Genomic DNA, 17,350 nt, shown 5'->3' with positions numbered 1-17,350 from the left:
TGTTACGTTGGAAAACAAAAACACTTTAATTGCTGCCTACAAAAATGCAAAATACCAAGTAACCGGACACGGAAAAAGAGATGTGTCTGTCCTGTTAGATTCTATTTCAAATCAAACAGGGCAGGAAGAAAGTGATATGTATGGCAGCGGTCACATCATTGATAGCTTTCAAGAAAAGATGGCTGCTTATTTAGGAAAAGAATCTGCTGTATTTTTCCCGAGTGGTACGATGGCCCAACAGATCGCCATGCGGATTTGGTGTGATGAAAAGGGTATCCAAAAAGTGGCGTATCATCCCTTATGTCACTTGGAAATTCACGAAGAAGATGGTTTGAAAGAACTTCACCACATTGAACCTGTGCTGCTTAGTGACCCTAATAAAATTATTAAACTGGATGACGTAGTCAACATGAAGGAAGACGTTTCTTGTTTATTATTGGAACTTCCTCAGCGAGAGATCGGTGGCCAGCTGCCGAGTTTTGAAGAATTACAAACTACTTCTGATTACTGCAGAGAAAAAGGAATTAAACTTCATCTGGATGGAGCAAGACTGTTTGAAATTCTCCCATTTTATAATAAAACTGCAGCTGAAGTTTGTGTACTTTTTGATAGTGTTTATGTTTCTTTTTATAAGGGGATTGGCGGAGTAGCTGGTGCAATCTTAGCAGGGCCAAAAGACTTTACTGAGAAATCAAAGGTTTGGAAAAGACGTCATGGTGGTGACTTGATCAGTCTTTATCCATATATCTTATGCGCGGATTTCTATTTCGATCAACGAGTTGAAAAAATGGAAGAATACTATGAGGGTGCAAAGGAATTAGCAGCACTTTATAACGAGTGTGAAGGTATACGCACACTTCCGATAACGCCTGTTTCAAACATGTTTCATGTCCATGTCCAAGCACCAAAGCATGAAATGGAACGCATTTTGGCAGACACTTATGCTGAGAGTGGAGTTGGATTAACAGGACATCTTCGCGAGAATGGTGAGAATCGTTGTTTCTTTGAGGTAAGCCTAGGTGACAATTATCTAGCAGTACCTAATAGTGCTTTGAAAAAGACGTTCACACTGCTGAATAAGAAGTTGAAGACAAGAACTTTAGTATAAATAATAACGTTGTAACTTAGGATAGAAAAGCAAAGAACTGCTAATCTTAGCAGTTCTAGCTTGTTCTGAAATTTAGTTATTCTCTGGATCTGTATCGTCGTTATAAGCACCTGGAGCTTGTTTCGCGTTGAACGTCCAATCCACTTGAAGCTTGTCTCCTTGGAACTGGTTTTGATCTTCGCCATTATCTACGAACTGGAACAATACGAACATTTTTTCTTTCTCACCTGGAGGAATACCATCAGGACGCTGTGTTGTGCCAACAAATTCATCAATTGCGGTAAGATCAGGTTGTTTTTCTTTCAGCTGTGCCAATGTAGTCTCAACAACAGGTACAGTTGCGCTGCTCGTGTTGTACATGATGGTTACCTTGATGTGGTTTGCCAGATCATCCGTATTATCTGATTTTGCATCTTCAACTGAATATTTTGTATCTAGTAGTACTTGATAGATGTCTAGAGAGCCCTTATTCTCAAACGTAAATTCACGGTACACTTCATCGCCAGGTTTAATGTTATCAATGTTAACCACAGCGTTTGGGTTGATGGAAAGATCTAACGTACCTGCAGCGAATGTGTTTTTCGTTTCGAACGTGTCACTAAAGTAAGCGAACGTTCCTCCTCCCATTAAAGATAATCCTAGTGCAGCTGTCATAACGCCTTTGCTAATTGTCTTCGTAAACCCCATTCTTCTCAACCTCCATAGATATGTAATCTAGATTTATTAAACTCGTATGTATGGTTATATACATAGAGAGCTAACCAAAGTTTATGCTTTTCCCACATCTAATTTTCTAGCTGCTTTCACGATAGAAAAAACAGCTGAACTAAATAATAAGAACCCAGGAATAAATAACAAAAGAGCAGTTGCTTCCTTAGATTGAGTCACCTTTAATGCATATCCGATATATGGAACCGTAAATCCTGAGTAACTTCCAATTACATCATTTGCAGGAACCGACCACATATCAGGTCCGTCATTGTTATCCCCTTTTGTGCGATAGGAAATTTGTCCGTTTTTATTTTCAACATCGATGATTCTATGAGTAATCAACTTATCTTCCATTTGAAAAGTGATAATATCGCCATTTTTAAAGGTAGTGGTGTCGTCTGCCTGTTTAATAGAGATGATAGATCCTGTTTGAAAGATAGGCTCCATCGATCCGGATAATACCGCTTTAATCTGATAACCAAAAACGGAAGGTTCTGATCCTGAGACACGTGACGATAGGATGATAAAAGCAAGTAAGCAGAGCAACACAATAAAAGAGGTGCTTGCTAGTTTAGTTGTGAATTTCAACAGTTTTTTCGTCATGTTTTGTTTCTCCTTCGTTTTGTATAGAATCATCAGTATTCTTCACCTCTGCTGATCTAACAGGCTCTTCATTCTTTTCCTCGTCATCTTCAAACTTGTTAATACGAGCTTCAATTGAGTGGTGTAATTGTTTAATAGATTGTAGCTCCACTGTCGTTTTTAATTTTTTGCTCAATTCGTTTGTCTCATTACATCCTTCATAGACAAATTGGTATGTCTTCGAATCTAGTTTCTTCACCTGCTCCGCATAATTTGAGAGCTCATTATGTATGTCTTCAAAATCACGGAGTAGTGAGTAAAGTGTTTGTTCTAATCCTGTAATTTCCTCAATGGTTTGTTTTAGCTCTTGTAAACTTGCATCATCAGCAGCGTTCGGAAGGGTCTTATATAGTGAGATTATTCTTGAATAAATGATGTTAGCTTTTTCGTTAAGGTTTTCCACCGTGTCTGGAAAAACAACTGCAGCTGAAAGTTTCACCGGTTTTATTTGAGCTTGGCTTGAAAAGGCTGCTTCGGTTTGACCGGTAATTTGAGCACCACAATAAAAAGATAGAGAGCATAACCCCAATAGAACAGTCCCTTTATGAAGCTTGCCTTTCATATCAGCCCTCCTCGTCTAGTGATTTGACCCTATTATTACAGAATGTGTTCGAGATTGTTATTGGGTTAATTTATCGATAAAATATAGACGTTTTTTGTCGAAAATAGCTTCCAAACGCTATGACACCTAGAAAAACTTAGTAAAAATTAACCCAATTGACCACCTTTGTAATGTTCTTAATAATTGGAATTATTCCGGAAGCACAATTTGATGAAGAGGTGAATGGGTTGAAAAAGAAAAGACAAAAACGATTGAACAAAAAAGTGGTAATTCCAGCAGTTCTAGCATTGTCCGTTACACTTGGAGGATTTTCATTACCTGGATCCAATGCACACGCGAATCCTACAACTGTTTTATTCCAAGCTCCTGAAGGGTTGAGTAAAGCTGAAATCGTTAAAGCGTATCTTCAATCACAGGTCGTTTCCGAGGTTGGAGTGAAATCAGCATCTACAATAGGAGAGCAGTTTAAGATCGTAAAAGAGTTTGCTGATAGTAGCACGAATACATACCACGTGCGAACTGTTGAGCAATACAACGGGATCCCAATCTACGGCAGTGGACAAACCGTTGCGTTGGACGCAAACAACAATGTGTATGCGTCATTTGGAAAGGTGACTCAAAAATCAAGTCGATCTATCATTCCTACAGATCCATCCATAACGAAGGAAGATGCAGAAAGAACGGCTAAAGAGCAAGTAGTTGCTGAGATTGGAGAAGTTAAGCAGTTTGACGGTGTTGACACAGAATTAACGATCTATCCACATGAAGGCAGAAACTACTTAACGTACTTGGTTAAAGTTTCGACTTCTGTTCCTGCACCTGGGTTTTATCATTATTTTATAGATGCAACGACGGGTGATATCGTTGATCAGTTTAACGCGGTACATGAAGCAGATGCTCCAGCAGTAACACCGATAACAGGAAGAGGACTAGACTTATTCGGTAAAGTTCAAAACTTTATCGCTGTAAAAGATAGTACATCCGGGAAAAGCTATCTGCATGGTGCCGCAATAGGAGGAGGAACAACGACGAATCCGAACATCGTCCCGGTTCATACGTACAAAGCGAACCGCATGGGTGAAACACCTTTCATCCTACTATCCGGACTTTTTGGATTCTCAGGTTTTGAAGTAGAAACAGGTACGTCTTTCTTTGCGGACCCAGCAGCGGTTTCAGCTCATACGAACTCTATCAAAGTAAATACGTATTACCAAAATATTCACAAACGTAACAGTATCGATGGAAACGGAATGCCGATCATAAGCACGGTCCACATTGGATCTAAATGGAACAATGCGGCATGGAACGGAAAGCAGATGCTATATGGAGATGGTGACGGTATTCTGTTCAGTTCACTAGCAGGTGCGATGGATGTTGCAGGTCATGAGATGACACATGGTGTAATCTCGAAAACAGCAAACCTAACCTATCAAGGAGAATCAGGTGCGATTAATGAATCATTAGCTGATATCTTCGGTGCGTTGTCTGAGATGCATTCACACGGATTAACAAGTCCATCAGAATGGGAGATGGGTGAAGACATTTACACACCAAACGTACCTGGTGATGGCGGACTTCGTTCCATGAGTAATCCAAAGTCCAAGAAGCTTTCTGCCGCTTATGGATTGAAGGATAATGCATATCCTGATCACTATGAAGACCGTTATTTAGGCGAGCTGGATAAGGGTGGGGTTCATATTAACAGCTCCATCAACAATAAAGCAGCTTATCTCATCTCCGAGGGAGGCGAGCACCACGGCGTTAAAGTCACGGGTATCACACGTTCAAAAACTGAAAAGATCTACTACCGCGCTTTAACGAACTATCTTGTACCTTCATCCGGATTCAAAGAGATGCGTGCGGCAGCGATCCAATCCGCTCGTGATCTTTATCCAGACCGTAATGGCGCTCCGTCCGCTGAAACAAAAGCTGTAATGGCAGCTTACGATGCGATTGGTGTACCGGCTCAATAAGCAGTATGATCCACGAGAGAGTATTCTTTCGTGGATTTTTTATGGAAAAATAGTGAGCACTAAGACTTAAAAACATGACTTTAGAAGGAAAAAAAACGATTTAGAAAGAAACTTTTATCATTAAACATTTGTTCATGAGGAGAGACACATATGATTGAGGGAGAAATTATTAAATTTTATCGAAAGCGAAGAGGACTTTCTCAAGAGCAACTGGGTAAAGATATCTGTACGACAACACATGTTAGTAAAATTGAGCGGGGACAGACGAAGTACTCAACGGAGATTATTGCGTTATTTTCAAAGCGGCTAGAGATTGATATACAGAAGGAGATGCAGTTCTTTCAAGATATGGAGAAGAAACTTCATCAATGGCACAACTCTATTATCATGCAAAGAATGAAAGAAGTAGAGAAGACAAAAAGTGAACTAGATCAATTTCCGATTGTTCAAACCTCAAAACATGCAGCACTGTATCAGCTGGTGCTTGCTCGTTATTATCTTTTAAAAAAAGAGCCACAAAAAGCAGCAGAGGTTTTAAAGCGAATACAAACTGAACACCTGATTCCTTATGAGTTCAACATGTATAAGCATGTAAAGGGAATCTACTTCTTGCAGAAGTACAACAATTTTCATGTTGAGAATCGTAGGAAAGCAATCGAGCTCTTGAGTACGATTGATAAGATCTCCTATGGAAATGAAGAATACTGTTATCATTTAGCAATGGCTTATCAATGGGTTGAATCCAAAACGATGGCATATATTAATGCAAAAAAAGCTGTGGACTATTTTAAGAGAAACAATAACTTCTCTAGAGCCATCCAAGCAGAATCAGTCATGCTGCTGCAAATAGAATGTGCAACACAACATGAATTTGAACAAAAAGTTGACCGTTACCTTCAGTTGATTCAGGATAGTGAAACCTTAAATGAAATTGGTATTATCGGAATGCTTTTACATAATCTAGGGCTTGAATTTTTTAAAAGAAAAGATTATGAGAATGCGCACATCTATTATCAGAAAGCGTTAAAGATGGCTGATAAAAAAACAGCGATCTATTTAAACCGATTGTATAATTTTTTGGACAATAGTATTGATGGAAAACTTCAGTCTCAAAAGCAGAATTTAAAAAATGCAGAAGAAGGATTAACAGCAGCCAGAATGTTAAAACATCCTTTATATCTGCACTTGTTTCAACTTCACTTTTTTATAATAAAGGGTGAGACAGATGCTTATTTCAGTTACTTAGAAAATATAGCTCTGCCATTTTTTCAAGTTCATAATCAATTCAGTAGGATCGAAAAGTTTGGAAAGCAGCTATATCACTATTATGCCGACACGAAGCAGTACGAGAAAGCAGTTGAAATTTCGGCTCTGTTTTTAGCTAGAGATTAAATAAATTCATGCAAGATAGGTCGGATACAAAGTCCCCTGTCTTTTTTTGTTCAAAAAAGTTAGAAAATTTATATTGAAAGTTATTTTCGCGTCAGTTATAATTTCAATTAACGAAAGCGCTTTCGGTAAAGAGGAGATAACAATGGCTACAATTTATGACATTGCAAAAAAGACGGGTTTTTCAACGACAACCGTCTCAAAAGCACTCAATAACTATTCTGATGTGAGTGAAAAAACAAAGCAGAAAATTCTACAAGCAGTCGAAGAAATGGGATATCTGCCTAATGCACATGCCCAATCGCTTTCTACAAAAAAGTCTTGGACGATTGGTGTGATGTTTTCTGAGTCGAATGAAGTAGGAATGAAACATCCTTTTTTTAGTGCGATAATAGAAAGTTTCAGAAAGAATGCAGAACGAGAGGGATATGATCTGATCTTCGCTTCAAGAAATCTGCGTAATCGGGATATCAGCTATTTGGAACACTTTTCTTACCGTGCCGTAGATGGCATTGTAGTGATCTGTTCTGATCCACAAGATCCGCAAGTACAAGAGATGATAAACAGCACCATTCCTATCGTTGTTATAGATATGAACAAACAGAACTGCAGTCTTGTGTTCTCGGATAATATTGAAGGTGGAAAGCTCGCAGTAAATTACTTGCATTCACTTGGTCATACAAAAATCGCTCATATCGCTGGCGATGCTTTAACGGATGCAGGTGCAGAAAGAATCAAAGGATTTAAAAAAGCGATGAATGAGTTGAACCTGCCGATTCATGAGGGCTATCTGATCAACGGTGGATTGTTCTCTATCCAAGAAGGCAGAGCAGCTATGGAAAAACTGTTGAAGCTGGATGATGTACCTACAGCCGTATTTGTTGCAGGAGATCATATGGCAATCGGTGCAATTGAAGCTATAAAAGAAAAGGGTCTAAGCGTTCCCGAAGATATTTCAATCATCGGTTATGATGATATTGAAATGGCAGCATACATTACGCCGAAATTAACGACGATTAAGCAAGATACGGATATGATTGGATACCAAGCAGCAAAGTTATTGATGAAACAAATTATACAAAAGAAAAAACTAATCACATCCAAGCGCATACCTGTTGAATTGATTATTCGTGAATCGTGCGCACAAAAAAAATAAAAAATTTTTTTAGGATAATTCGAAAGCGGTTTCGAATATTTATTTTAAAACAAAACGAAACCGCTTTCGCTCAATAAATTTTAAAGAAGGAAGGGGTTTATACATGAAAAGGAAGTTAAGTATCTTTTTGGTATCTATTCTGTTGGTGGGATTATTTGCAGGTTGTTCAAGCGATTCGAAAACATCTGGTAATGGCAAGAAAGATGTTGATTTAAGAATCTGGTCGTTTACAGATGAATTGAAGAAACCGATTAAGACATTTGAGGAAAAGAATGGCGTAAAAGTGGAGTTAACGATTGTTCCGATCGCTGACTACCCGACAAAGTTAAAGCCTGTACTTGAGAGTGGTGTTGGAGCTCCTGACGTTTTCACAGGCGAGATTGCATTCTTAAAACAATGGGTAGATGCAGGTTATTGGGAGAACTTATCTGAAAAGCCTTATAACGCAGATAAGCTTTCTGATAAGTATGTACCTTACGTATTTGACCTTGGTAAAGATAAAGATGGCGATGTACGCGCTCTTTCTTGGCAAACAACGCCAGGAGGCATCTATTATAAGCGAAGCATTGCAAAGGAAGTATTAGGAACGGACGATCCAACTCAAGTTGGTGAAATGATGAGCTCTATGGATAAGGTGTTTGAAGTAGCAGATAAGATGAAAGCAAAAGGCTATAGCATGTTCCCAGATGAGGGAGCTATCCGCTGGTTCACACAAGGTGACAATCCACAGCCTTGGGTAAACGATAAGAATGAGCTTCAGCTTACAGATGAAAAAATGGAGTACATGGATTACTCGAAAAAGCTTCGTAATAATCAATACACAGCTCTAGCACCTGAATGGTCACCATCTTGGTTCGAAGGCATGGATAAGCCGATCAAGGTAAAAGAGGGCGGCAAGGAAAAAGAAACACAAGTGTTTTCATATGTTCTTCCTACATGGGGATTACATAGCGTCCTAAAAACCAATGTTAAGGAATCTGTTGGTGACTGGGCGGTAACGAGTGGTCCGAGTCCTTATTTCTGGGGTGGAACATGGCTTGGTGTATACAACAAATCGGATAATAAAGAACTTGCTTATAAATTTGTGAAAATGATGACACAAGACGATGAATTCTTAACATCTTGGAGTAAAGAAACCGGAGATGTCCTTTCTTATCTACCTGTAACAGAGACAATTAAAGACGACTTTAGCGACAAGTTTTTGGGTGGACAGAACAACTATCAATTCTTCTTGGATCAATCTACTAAGATCACACCAGGGATCGTGACGAAGTACGATCAGCAGCTAGATACGCTTTACGGAAATGCTGTGCAGCAATATGTAACAGGTAAGAAGTCTAAAAAAGAAGCGATTAAAGAATTCTATCAAAAAGCACATAATGCTTATCCAGACATAAAAGTACCGAAAAAATAAGTTTTAGGGGGTGGCGGGAAATAATTCCTCGCCACTGACCTATCTATTGAAAGGGGGAGGAGAGATGAAAAATATAAACCGTTATGGCTATTTTTTTATTGCTCCGTTTTGGCTCGTCTTCTTAGTGTTCAGTATATATCCCGTCGCCCTAACCTTTTATTATAGCTTTACCAATTATACAGGGAGTGGTGAAGCACAGTTAGTAGGTCTAGCAAACTATAAACGACTCCTTACAGACACGTATTTTGTTGAAGCTTTTTTTAACACATGGAAAATATGGGGTGTGAACTTTGCGCTTCAAATGGGACTTGCTCTCATCTTGGCTATGATTTTTTCAGATATGAGAATCAAGTTAAAAGGAATCGCATTTTTCCGATCAATCTTTTACCTTCCGAATCTAATTACGATCAGTTCGGTTGCTCTATTATTCGGTATTTTACTAGATTGGCAGCACGGATCTTTAAACATGATGTTAATGAAGCTAGGAATTATCTCAGATCCAATCAACTGGCTGAACGAACCAACGAGTGCACAGTTATCTGTCTCACTGATCTTAACCTGGATGTGGTTTGGTCACTCCTTTATCGTCGTAATGGCAGGTGTATCTGGCATATCGAAGGACTACTACGAAGCAGCATTAATCGATGGTGCAAATCGCTGGCAGACGTTTTCAAAGATTACGATTCCGCTCTTAAAGCCTATCCTGCTTTATATCATGATTACCTCGCTCATTGGAGGTCTTCAATTGTTTGATCTACCGATGCTTTTAACAGATGGAATAGGATCACCAGATGGCTCATTGAATACGATGGTGCTCTATTTATACAATCAAGCCTTCAAGTATAACAATTACGGGTACGCTGCTGCAGTAGCATACGGATTATTTGTTATAACGCTCATCTTCTCTGCTTTTATTTTCAAGGGGATGTATGGGAAAGAACGTAAACAACCAAGGCAGGTGTAAAGCATGATAGGAAAAACAGCGGTAGATAATAGCCTTTCAAATTCTGTTCAAAAGAAAAGTGTTATAGAAACAAAACCGAAGCGAAAAATCAGCATACCAAAACTTTTGATCTATGCTTTATTGATTGCTATGGCCATCGTATGCTTCATTCCGTTCTTAATGATGCTTGTAAACGCTACACGCTCAAATGAAGCTATTCTTTCAGGCTTTACTCTAATTCCTGGGAGTGCGTTAGTTGAAAACTACCAAACGATGATGAGCTACATCAATATTTGGGCGGGCTTTAAGAACAGCTTATTCATCTCAGTTCTCGTGACGTTATTGTCGGGGTACTTTTCAGCCTTAACAGCCTATGGATTTGCGTTCTATGTGTTTAAGGGCAAGAATGCGATGTTCGTTTTCATGCTAGTGATGATGATGGTTCCTGGCCAGTTAGGGTTAATCGGCTTTTATGAACTATGTAAGAACTTAGGGATATTGGATACGTATATTCCATTAATCATTCCTGCAGCAGCGAGTCCTTTCGTGGTGTTCTTCTTGCGCCAGTACATTTTAACAACGCTTCACCCAAGTTTAATTGAGGCAGCACGAATCGATGGTGCAAGTGAATTTAAAATCTTTCATACGATCGCGATTCCAATCATGATGCCAGCGATCGCGACTATGTCTATCTTTACGTTTATCGGGTCATGGAACAACTACATCATGCCGTTAGTTGTTTTATTCTCACCTGAAAAGTTTACGCTTCCTGTGTTGATGGGCTTCTTAAAAGGTTCACAAGTGGCTCAAAACTTAGGTTCCATGTACTTAGGGATCGCGATCTCCGTGGTACCGATCATGGTAGCTTTCTTATTTTTATCAAAATATATTGTCAACAGCATTTCAGCAGGTTCTATCAAAGAGTAGAGGAGAGAAACAATTATGCATTTTAATAAGTCATTCGTGTTTGGTACAGCAACATCTTCTTATCAAATTGAGGGAGCTCGTCTTGAAGGCGGAAGAACACTTTCAATCTGGGATACTTTCTGTGATACGCCTGGAAAAGTATATCAACAGCATAATGGAAGCGTAGCGTGTGATCATTATTACCGTTTTGAAGAAGATATTCAGCAGATTAAGAAGCTTGGCGTAGAAACGTATCGCTTCTCAGTTTCCTGGCCTCGTATTTTTCCTGAAAAGGGTGTTTTAAATGTAGAGGGAATGGACTTCTACAAAAAATTGACACAGCGTTTACGTGAAGAAGGAATCAAACCTGCGATCACGCTTTATCACTGGGATCTTCCTCTATGGGCACATGAGGAAGGCGGATGGGTGAACCGTGAGTCAGTAGATTGGTTTATGGATTTAGCGGAAGTCTGCTTTCAAGAGCTTGATGCAGAGGTAGATTCTTGGATTACCCATAACGAGCCGTGGTGTGCCGGTTTCTTAGGTTACCATCAAGGATTTCATGCGCCTGGACATACGAACATGGACGAAGCTGTTAAAGCGGTACACCATATGCTTCTTTCTCACGGGAAAGCTGTACAATATTTAAAGAACGAGCTCCAATCCAAAACACCGATCGGTATCACGTTAAACCTATCACCGATCTATGCTAAAACAGATTCTGTAAACGATCAGCTTGCAGCGAATAATGCTGACGGTTATTCAAATCGCTGGTTCTTAGATCCTGTTTTCAAAGGGCAGTATCCTGTTGATATGATGAACCTATTCTCTAAATATGTTCATTCATATGATTTTATTAAAGCAGGAGATATGGAGATCATCTCAACGTCTTGTGATTTCTTTGGCATCAACTATTATAGCCGAGGCATTGTTGAATTCTCTGCTGCGAATGACTTCTTACATAGAGGGGCTCATTCTGATTATGAGAAAACTGGCATGGGATGGGATATCGCGCCAGAAGAGTTTAAGGATCTCATTAGAAGGCTGAGAAAAGAGTATACAGATCTTCCTATCTATATTACAGAGAATGGTGCAGCCTTTGATGACGTGCTAGAGAACGGACGAGTCCACGATCATGGCCGTGTTGATTATATCGAAAAGCATCTTCAAGCGGTTTCTGATCTGAACGACGAAGGCATGAATATTGAAGGGTACTATCTATGGTCGCTCATGGATAACTTTGAGTGGAGCTTCGGTTATGACAAACGATTTGGAATCATCTATGTGGACTTTGATTCTCAAGAGCGAATCTGGAAAGACAGCGCTTATCGTTATGCAGAAATCGTGAAGAACAGAGGAACTAATAACAGCAACAAAGAAACGGATACTATTTCAATAAGCTAATTTCACTGCTGATTTTAAGATAATAATAACCATTGAAGTCCTGACCTATGTTCGGGGCTTTTTTGTTTGTGTGAAATTTTCCAGGTTGGGGAAGCTAAAAACGTATAGGAGGGATAGATATGAAGGATAAGAATGAGAAACGAATAGACGAAGAAACAACGGATGGCTTGAACGAGCTCGTTGAGATCATTAACGCAAAAGGTGACACCGGTGAACTAAAGGAAATCGTTGAGAACTATGATAACAAAAAGGAACACTCTCCTTTATGTAATGATGATTTTTTCTATGCAGACCTTCGAGCCATTGCGGAAGACGGTGCTATGGAAGATTGAAATTTTATAGAACGGGCAGAATCGCTGATGATAGCGATCTGCCCGTTTATTTGTTTGGAGTGTGTATTGAAGCATGGGTGCGTGAATGAGTTAACTTTGCTTTGCGATGTTAAGGTGGAGGGTATAGGGCTGATGTATACTTGTCGAGATATGTCGACTCGCCGATATATGGTCGAAACTCGCTGGAATATCACAAAAACTCGCCGGAATAAATCCAAAATTTTAGGATTATTCCTAATAGTTCTCGAAATAATAAGAGTTATACCCCGACCGGTATAAGGGAGAACCAGGTTTGCGAGCACTTAAAAGGCTATTATGGCCGAATAGTTAAAGAATTTCATCCAAGTAGTTCAGTTCTGCACCGTCTTTTTATATCTTCATCAAATATTTGCTAACTTCTTTACGAGACATAAAAAACTAACGTGTACCTTGAGACAGCTCTTGTACTTCTTCAAAAGCATAATCAGCTATTATTGAGGAAGAGTGAGGATGGTGAATGAGCTCTAAACTTCTCTGCATGCTACTCAGCAAAGCTTCGTTCTCAAATAACTTCTGAACATTTCCCACGATTTCGTTTACAGTATGAACGACAAATGCTGCGCCTTTTTCTTCAAAATACTTAGCATTTTCTCCTTCCTGACCTGGAACTGGCTTATAGAGGAGGAGGGGGACTCTTACTGCGGCTGCCTCAGTAATAGAGATTCCTCCTGGCTTTGTTACTACGCAATGTGAGATCTTTAGAATCTCATGAAGCTTCTCGACGTAACCAAATAATCGGAATGAGCTTGAATATTGTTCAGCAAGCGGTTTTAACTTTTCGTACAACGCTTTGTTCTTACCACAAACGACAATCACCCGCAATGATGGATCTTTCAGCAAACGCTGTGCGAGCACCTTAACGTTTTTCAGCACACCTTGAGCACCAGCTAAAATCGTAACTACACGACTACTTGGCGTAACTCCGTATTTAGTAAACATTTCTTCATTATTAATCGGACGGTAAAAGTCTGCGCGGATTGGGATGCCACTGACTGTAATTTTATTTTTATCCACACCGTGTTTGATCAGTCCGTTTTTAACTGAATCGGAGGCAACAAAATAGCGATCAATCGATGGATTGATCCAAAAAGGATGAGCGAAATAATCAGTGATCACGGTATAGATGGGAATATTGAACCGTGATTTTTTTATAAGAAATGGAGCAGCATGAAGCGGGAAAGTGGTTATTACAAAACGGGGTTGGTGTTCATTGATCAATTCTAAAAATCTTTTTCTTCCTAAATACCGTGAAAATTGTGTAATCGTATTGGCATTCAACTTGTTTGTTCCATAATAGAACCATTTATAAAAAGAAGAGCCGTGTGAAAAGCTTTTGATAAATATCGATTGTGTGACTTGGGACATGATGGGGTGAGCTTCCCCAAATAAATCTGATATGACAGGTTGAAGTCCTTTGCTTTTTAGTTCTTCAGCGAGGACATTAGCCACTTGAACATGGCCGCTGCCATAGTTAGCTGTAAGGATTAATGCTGTTGGACGTATCATTAGAAAACCTCCCCAGTCTTTTAATAAAAGCATAGCAGGGGATTTTAAACGCAGTATGAAGTAGAAAAGAATGTTTTGTAAAAAGTAAATTTTTTAATGATACAATAAGAGAGATTCAAAATTTCATAAGATCCGATAATTATGGTGTCTGTTACAGACTTAATAGGGAATCTGGTGTAAGACCAGAACTGTACCCGCAACTGTAAGTGCTGACGAAATAAGCAAAACCACTGTCAATCCTGACGGGAAGGGCTTAGAGTAGGCTGATGCACGAGTCAGGAGACCTGCCATCTTTATAGCGTTGATCTTCTTCGGGAGTTGGGAAGATAGGACGAGGGATATTTAATAGATCATTCTTTCTGTTATCTATTCTTACGTACCCGTCTTTAGTGATGGGTATTTTTCTTTGTTCACTAACTCCCTCAAAAAAGAGGAGCTTTCAAGCTTCAGAAAAGAGGGTATGGTATGGAACAGCAGTTATCAGCAAACATCTCAAGAACGATTCAAACAAAGTTGGTATTGCCCCCTGATACGAATCACATGGGAACGATATTTGGTGGTACCGTTTTATCGTACATTGATGAGATTGCAGCGATTGCAGCCATGAAGCATAGCAAGAAAGTGGTTGTCACCGCATCCATTGATAATGTAAACTTTTTATCGTCAGCTAAAGTGGGAGACATTCTCATATTAGAAGGTGTAGTGATCTCAACCGGAAGAACGTCGATGGAAGTATACGTAAAAGTGGAGTGTCAAAATCTAGAGACGGGAAATAGAACGCTGAATACCACATCAATCTTAACGATGGTCGCTATAGATCAAAACGGCAAGCCGTTTCCGGTTCCAAGTGTCATTCCTGAGACAGAAGAGGAAGAAGCACTCTTTAAAGGTGCTCCGCTAAGGAAAGAAAGGCGTTTGTTATATAAAAATGTAAACAAAATTTAAGGATTCTTTTAAAGTTATAGTTGCAGTTTTTTTCTTTCTTCTTTGCAAGTTGGTTGTAGCGGAAGGTTGCCTGCCTGCTACATGAGAAGCTTCTCGCAAGGCATGCGACGAGGAAGTCCACTTTCTAGCATAAACTTGTAGACGCAGGAGCAAAGAGACAACTTTGAAGCGGTCAGGTGGAGACTCCTAAAGGCGCGAAGCGGCAGGAGGCTCACCGTTCGCCCCGTGGAAAGCGAGCAACCTGGAGCGGAAACCAACAACTAACAAAAGCAACAATGTATACGAATAAACCTATTTTAAAAGGAAAAGGAAGTGAGAATCCCAATGAAAATAAAAAACATCATATTTGTAGCATTGGGGTTCTTTTTCCTCGGTTTGGGCGTGATTGGAATTGTGTTGCCGTTGCTTCCTACAACACCTCTCTTATTACTCGCGTCTTATTTTTTCGTAAAAGGTTCAAAAAAGTTTGAAATGTGGTTTAAAGGAACCGACATTTATAAAAAACATCTAGATGATTTTGTTAGAAATCGATCGCTCACCAAAAAGAAAAAGATCATGATCAGTCTGTTTTCAGATTCAATGATATTGATTACTTTTATCCTTACTGACAGCATGCTTGCAAGAGTGATATTAATTCTTGTTGTGATGTATAAGTATTACTATTTCATCGTAAAAATTAAAACGGCATAGAGTATGTGTGGAGGTAAAGAGAGCAGCCTATTCAAAGGCTGCTCTCTTTATCTATCATGAAGTGGCTTTGTACATAGCCACCAATCGTAGCACTCAATCTCTCCACTTTGTGCTTGTTCTGCACGTTTCTTTGCTTCTTGTATAGTTGTAGGTGCTGGAACGATCAGACGGTCTCCGACTAGTTCGTTTTCCGGCCAATTCGCAGGTGTTGCGGCTTTATTTTTATCTGCTGTCTGCAACGCCTGAACCGCTCTTATGATCTCGTTGATATTACGGCCAACATTCTCGGGATACGTCAGCATAAGACGTATCTTGCCTGTTGGATCTACGATGTATACACTTCTCACCGTTCTTGTTCCCATCGTAGGGTGGATCATTCCAAGTCTGGTAGCAACCTTCCCAAGACTATCTGCAATGATCGGAAAAGTAATCTCTACTTTCAAATTCTGCTGTATCCATTCAATCCACTTTATGTGAGAGTAGACTTGTTCTACAGATAATCCGATTAAATAAGTATTTAGTTTTGTAAACTCAGGCATGAGCTTTTGGAACGCGACAAACTCTGTTGTACACACGGGTGTAAAGTCTCCTGGATGACTAAAGAGGACAAACCAATGACCTTGATAGCTTGTTGGAAGGACAAGATCCCCAAGGGTTGTATGAACCGTCATCTCCGGAAATTGATCTCCAATAAAAGGCTTTGAATATATTTGTGTAGATTCCATCCCTCTCTTCTCCTATCTTGACTGGTTTCCCATCATCTTGCTCTTTTTCAATAGCTGAGATTCACCTGTTTTCTCCCACTCTTCTACTTGTTCAATGGCTTGTTGAGGTGTAAATCCTTGACCGACAAGAACACCAGATAAAATAAATTCCTGATAGAGGTGAGTAAGATTAATGCCTTCTTCGGTCTCTTTTAAAGCTCTTTTAACAAGTGGGTCTATATACGAAACCCATTGATCCGCTAAGCTCTCTGTTTGTGGCATTCGGTTTTCATGTTGAAAAGAACGAGGAGAGGATGATGTACTGTTTAAGGTGAATAAATAGTTGTACTTTGCACTGTGTTTAATTTCATCTGTAATGATGTTAAAGAGGATATCTCGATAATACGTATTAGGAAGTCCTTGGCGAATAACGCGATACTTCTCTACAGCTGCAAGTTCACCAAACAGAGCTTTTACAAGGCCGTCTTTATAGGATTTTGGTTTTTGAAACTCTTCTCCGTTCATAGGTGGAACTTCTTGACCAGTAAGATCTCTGTATATCATTCTGAAAAGCTTGTTGTGTTTTTTCTCATCATCTCGAATAGATGCGATAATTAACTTTTGCTCGTTCGTTGGTGCTTCAGAAATTAAGTAATCGTAAAATAATTCATCTTCTCTTTCGCCAGCAACAGCTTCCCTGATGAGTTGCAGAGACAGTTGAAGTGCTTGCTGCTGCCCATCACTCTGTTGCTGTCCGCTGTCTTGTTGCTGCTGTTGTGGATTCATATAGCTCATAAGATAACCTCCAAAAATTGATTGTCGCATTATACTATGCAGACGCCTAAATTTTGCTTATGTACAAGTTTTTCAACACCACATGTTCTATGAATGAATAGAAATGTGAATATAACTTGTTCAAAATAAGG

Annotated in this window: 17 protein-coding genes and 1 riboswitch; of the genes, 11 read left to right on the top strand and 6 right to left on the bottom strand. The window is 39.4% G+C overall.

Annotated features, from left to right (window positions below):
• The first annotated feature begins 7 nt into the window (after positions 1 to 7).
• Entirely contained in the window at positions 8 to 1,108 is a 1,101-nt protein-coding gene (locus FS458_RS18605; protein ID WP_186320653.1) for a threonine aldolase family protein, read from the top strand.
• Positions 1,109 to 1,180: 72 nt separating this feature from the next.
• On the opposite strand, the gene FS458_RS18600 is transcribed toward FS458_RS18605, so the two are convergent.
• The 3 genes from FS458_RS18600 to FS458_RS18590 form a co-directional block, all read right to left on the bottom strand.
• Complete coding sequence (locus FS458_RS18600) at positions 1,181 to 1,795, bottom strand: TasA family protein (RefSeq protein ID WP_144704302.1); 615 nt, start codon at positions 1,793 to 1,795, stop codon at positions 1,181 to 1,183.
• 81 nt (positions 1,796 to 1,876) lie between these two features.
• Complete coding sequence (gene sipW, locus FS458_RS18595) at positions 1,877 to 2,422, bottom strand: signal peptidase I SipW (RefSeq protein ID WP_144704300.1); 546 nt, start codon at positions 2,420 to 2,422, stop codon at positions 1,877 to 1,879.
• Positions 2,391 to 3,023: a DUF4047 domain-containing protein gene (locus tag FS458_RS18590; RefSeq protein ID WP_144704297.1), complete on the bottom strand. Its 633-nt coding sequence runs from the start codon at positions 3,021 to 3,023 to the stop codon at positions 2,391 to 2,393. The genes sipW and FS458_RS18590 overlap by 32 nt, the downstream gene beginning before the upstream one ends.
• Positions 3,024 to 3,250: 227 nt before the next feature.
• Between FS458_RS18590 and FS458_RS18585 the strand changes: the two genes are divergently transcribed.
• The 8 genes from FS458_RS18585 (at position 3,251) to FS458_RS18550 (ending at position 12,540) form a co-directional block, all read left to right on the top strand.
• The gene (locus FS458_RS18585) at positions 3,251 to 4,996 is read left to right on the top strand and encodes a M4 family metallopeptidase (protein WP_260858820.1); all 1,746 of its coding nucleotides are present in this window, start codon (positions 3,251 to 3,253) and stop codon (positions 4,994 to 4,996) included.
• 150 nt (positions 4,997 to 5,146) lie between these two features.
• Positions 5,147 to 6,388 carry a helix-turn-helix domain-containing protein gene (locus FS458_RS18580; RefSeq protein WP_144704290.1) on the top strand — a complete coding sequence of 414 codons (1,242 nt, stop codon included), beginning with the start codon at positions 5,147 to 5,149 and terminating at the stop codon, positions 6,386 to 6,388.
• A 142-nt stretch (positions 6,389 to 6,530) separates the two neighbouring features.
• Complete coding sequence (locus tag FS458_RS18575) at positions 6,531 to 7,541, top strand: LacI family DNA-binding transcriptional regulator (protein WP_144704287.1); 1,011 nt, start codon at positions 6,531 to 6,533, stop codon at positions 7,539 to 7,541.
• Positions 7,542 to 7,644: 103 nt separating this feature from the next.
• Positions 7,645 to 8,955 carry an ABC transporter substrate-binding protein gene (locus FS458_RS18570; protein WP_144704284.1) on the top strand — a complete coding sequence of 437 codons (1,311 nt, stop codon included), beginning with the start codon at positions 7,645 to 7,647 and terminating at the stop codon, positions 8,953 to 8,955.
• A 64-nt stretch (positions 8,956 to 9,019) separates the two neighbouring features.
• A complete protein-coding gene (locus FS458_RS18565) occupies positions 9,020 to 9,919 on the top strand; it encodes a carbohydrate ABC transporter permease (RefSeq protein WP_144704281.1) in 900 nt (299 codons plus the stop codon).
• A gap of 129 nt (positions 9,920 to 10,048) precedes the next feature.
• Positions 10,049 to 10,825 carry a carbohydrate ABC transporter permease gene (locus FS458_RS18560; protein WP_231607552.1) on the top strand — a complete coding sequence of 259 codons (777 nt, stop codon included), beginning with the start codon at positions 10,049 to 10,051 and terminating at the stop codon, positions 10,823 to 10,825.
• 15 nt (positions 10,826 to 10,840) lie between these two features.
• Complete coding sequence (locus FS458_RS18555; RefSeq protein ID WP_144704275.1) at positions 10,841 to 12,208, top strand: GH1 family beta-glucosidase; 1,368 nt, start codon at positions 10,841 to 10,843, stop codon at positions 12,206 to 12,208.
• A gap of 119 nt (positions 12,209 to 12,327) precedes the next feature.
• Complete coding sequence (locus FS458_RS18550) at positions 12,328 to 12,540, top strand: hypothetical protein (RefSeq protein WP_144704272.1); 213 nt, start codon at positions 12,328 to 12,330, stop codon at positions 12,538 to 12,540.
• Between the two features lie 417 nt (positions 12,541 to 12,957).
• Here the strand turns inward: FS458_RS18550 and FS458_RS18545 are convergent, their stop codons facing one another.
• Positions 12,958 to 14,085, bottom strand: a complete 1,128-nt coding sequence (locus FS458_RS18545) for an MGDG synthase family glycosyltransferase (RefSeq protein ID WP_144704269.1) — start codon at positions 14,083 to 14,085, stop codon at positions 12,958 to 12,960.
• A 125-nt stretch (positions 14,086 to 14,210) separates the two neighbouring features.
• Positions 14,211 to 14,391, top strand: a riboswitch (cobalamin riboswitch).
• A 159-nt stretch (positions 14,392 to 14,550) separates the two neighbouring features.
• On the opposite strand from FS458_RS18545, the gene FS458_RS18540 reads away from it, so the two are divergent.
• Both FS458_RS18540 and FS458_RS18535 read left to right on the top strand, forming a co-directional pair.
• Positions 14,551 to 15,030, top strand: a complete 480-nt coding sequence (locus FS458_RS18540) for an acyl-CoA thioesterase (RefSeq protein ID WP_144704267.1) — start codon at positions 14,551 to 14,553, stop codon at positions 15,028 to 15,030.
• Positions 15,031 to 15,354: 324 nt separating this feature from the next.
• Positions 15,355 to 15,720: a YbaN family protein gene (locus tag FS458_RS18535; RefSeq protein ID WP_144704264.1), complete on the top strand. Its 366-nt coding sequence runs from the start codon at positions 15,355 to 15,357 to the stop codon at positions 15,718 to 15,720.
• 47 nt (positions 15,721 to 15,767) lie between these two features.
• On the opposite strand, the gene FS458_RS18530 is transcribed toward FS458_RS18535, so the two are convergent.
• Complete coding sequence (locus FS458_RS18530) at positions 15,768 to 16,445, bottom strand: peroxiredoxin (RefSeq protein WP_144704261.1); 678 nt, start codon at positions 16,443 to 16,445, stop codon at positions 15,768 to 15,770.
• 12 nt (positions 16,446 to 16,457) lie between these two features.
• Positions 16,458 to 17,219: a ferritin-like domain-containing protein gene (locus FS458_RS18525; protein ID WP_222122241.1), complete on the bottom strand. Its 762-nt coding sequence runs from the start codon at positions 17,217 to 17,219 to the stop codon at positions 16,458 to 16,460.
• Positions 17,220 to 17,350 lie beyond the last annotated feature (131 nt).

It is taken from the genome of Fictibacillus phosphorivorans (assembly GCF_007673525.1).
GTDB lineage: Bacteria > Bacillota > Bacilli > Bacillales > Fictibacillaceae > Fictibacillus > Fictibacillus phosphorivorans_C.
The sequence above is the reverse complement of the archived record's forward strand: the minus strand, read 5'-3'. Positions and strand labels throughout refer to the sequence as shown.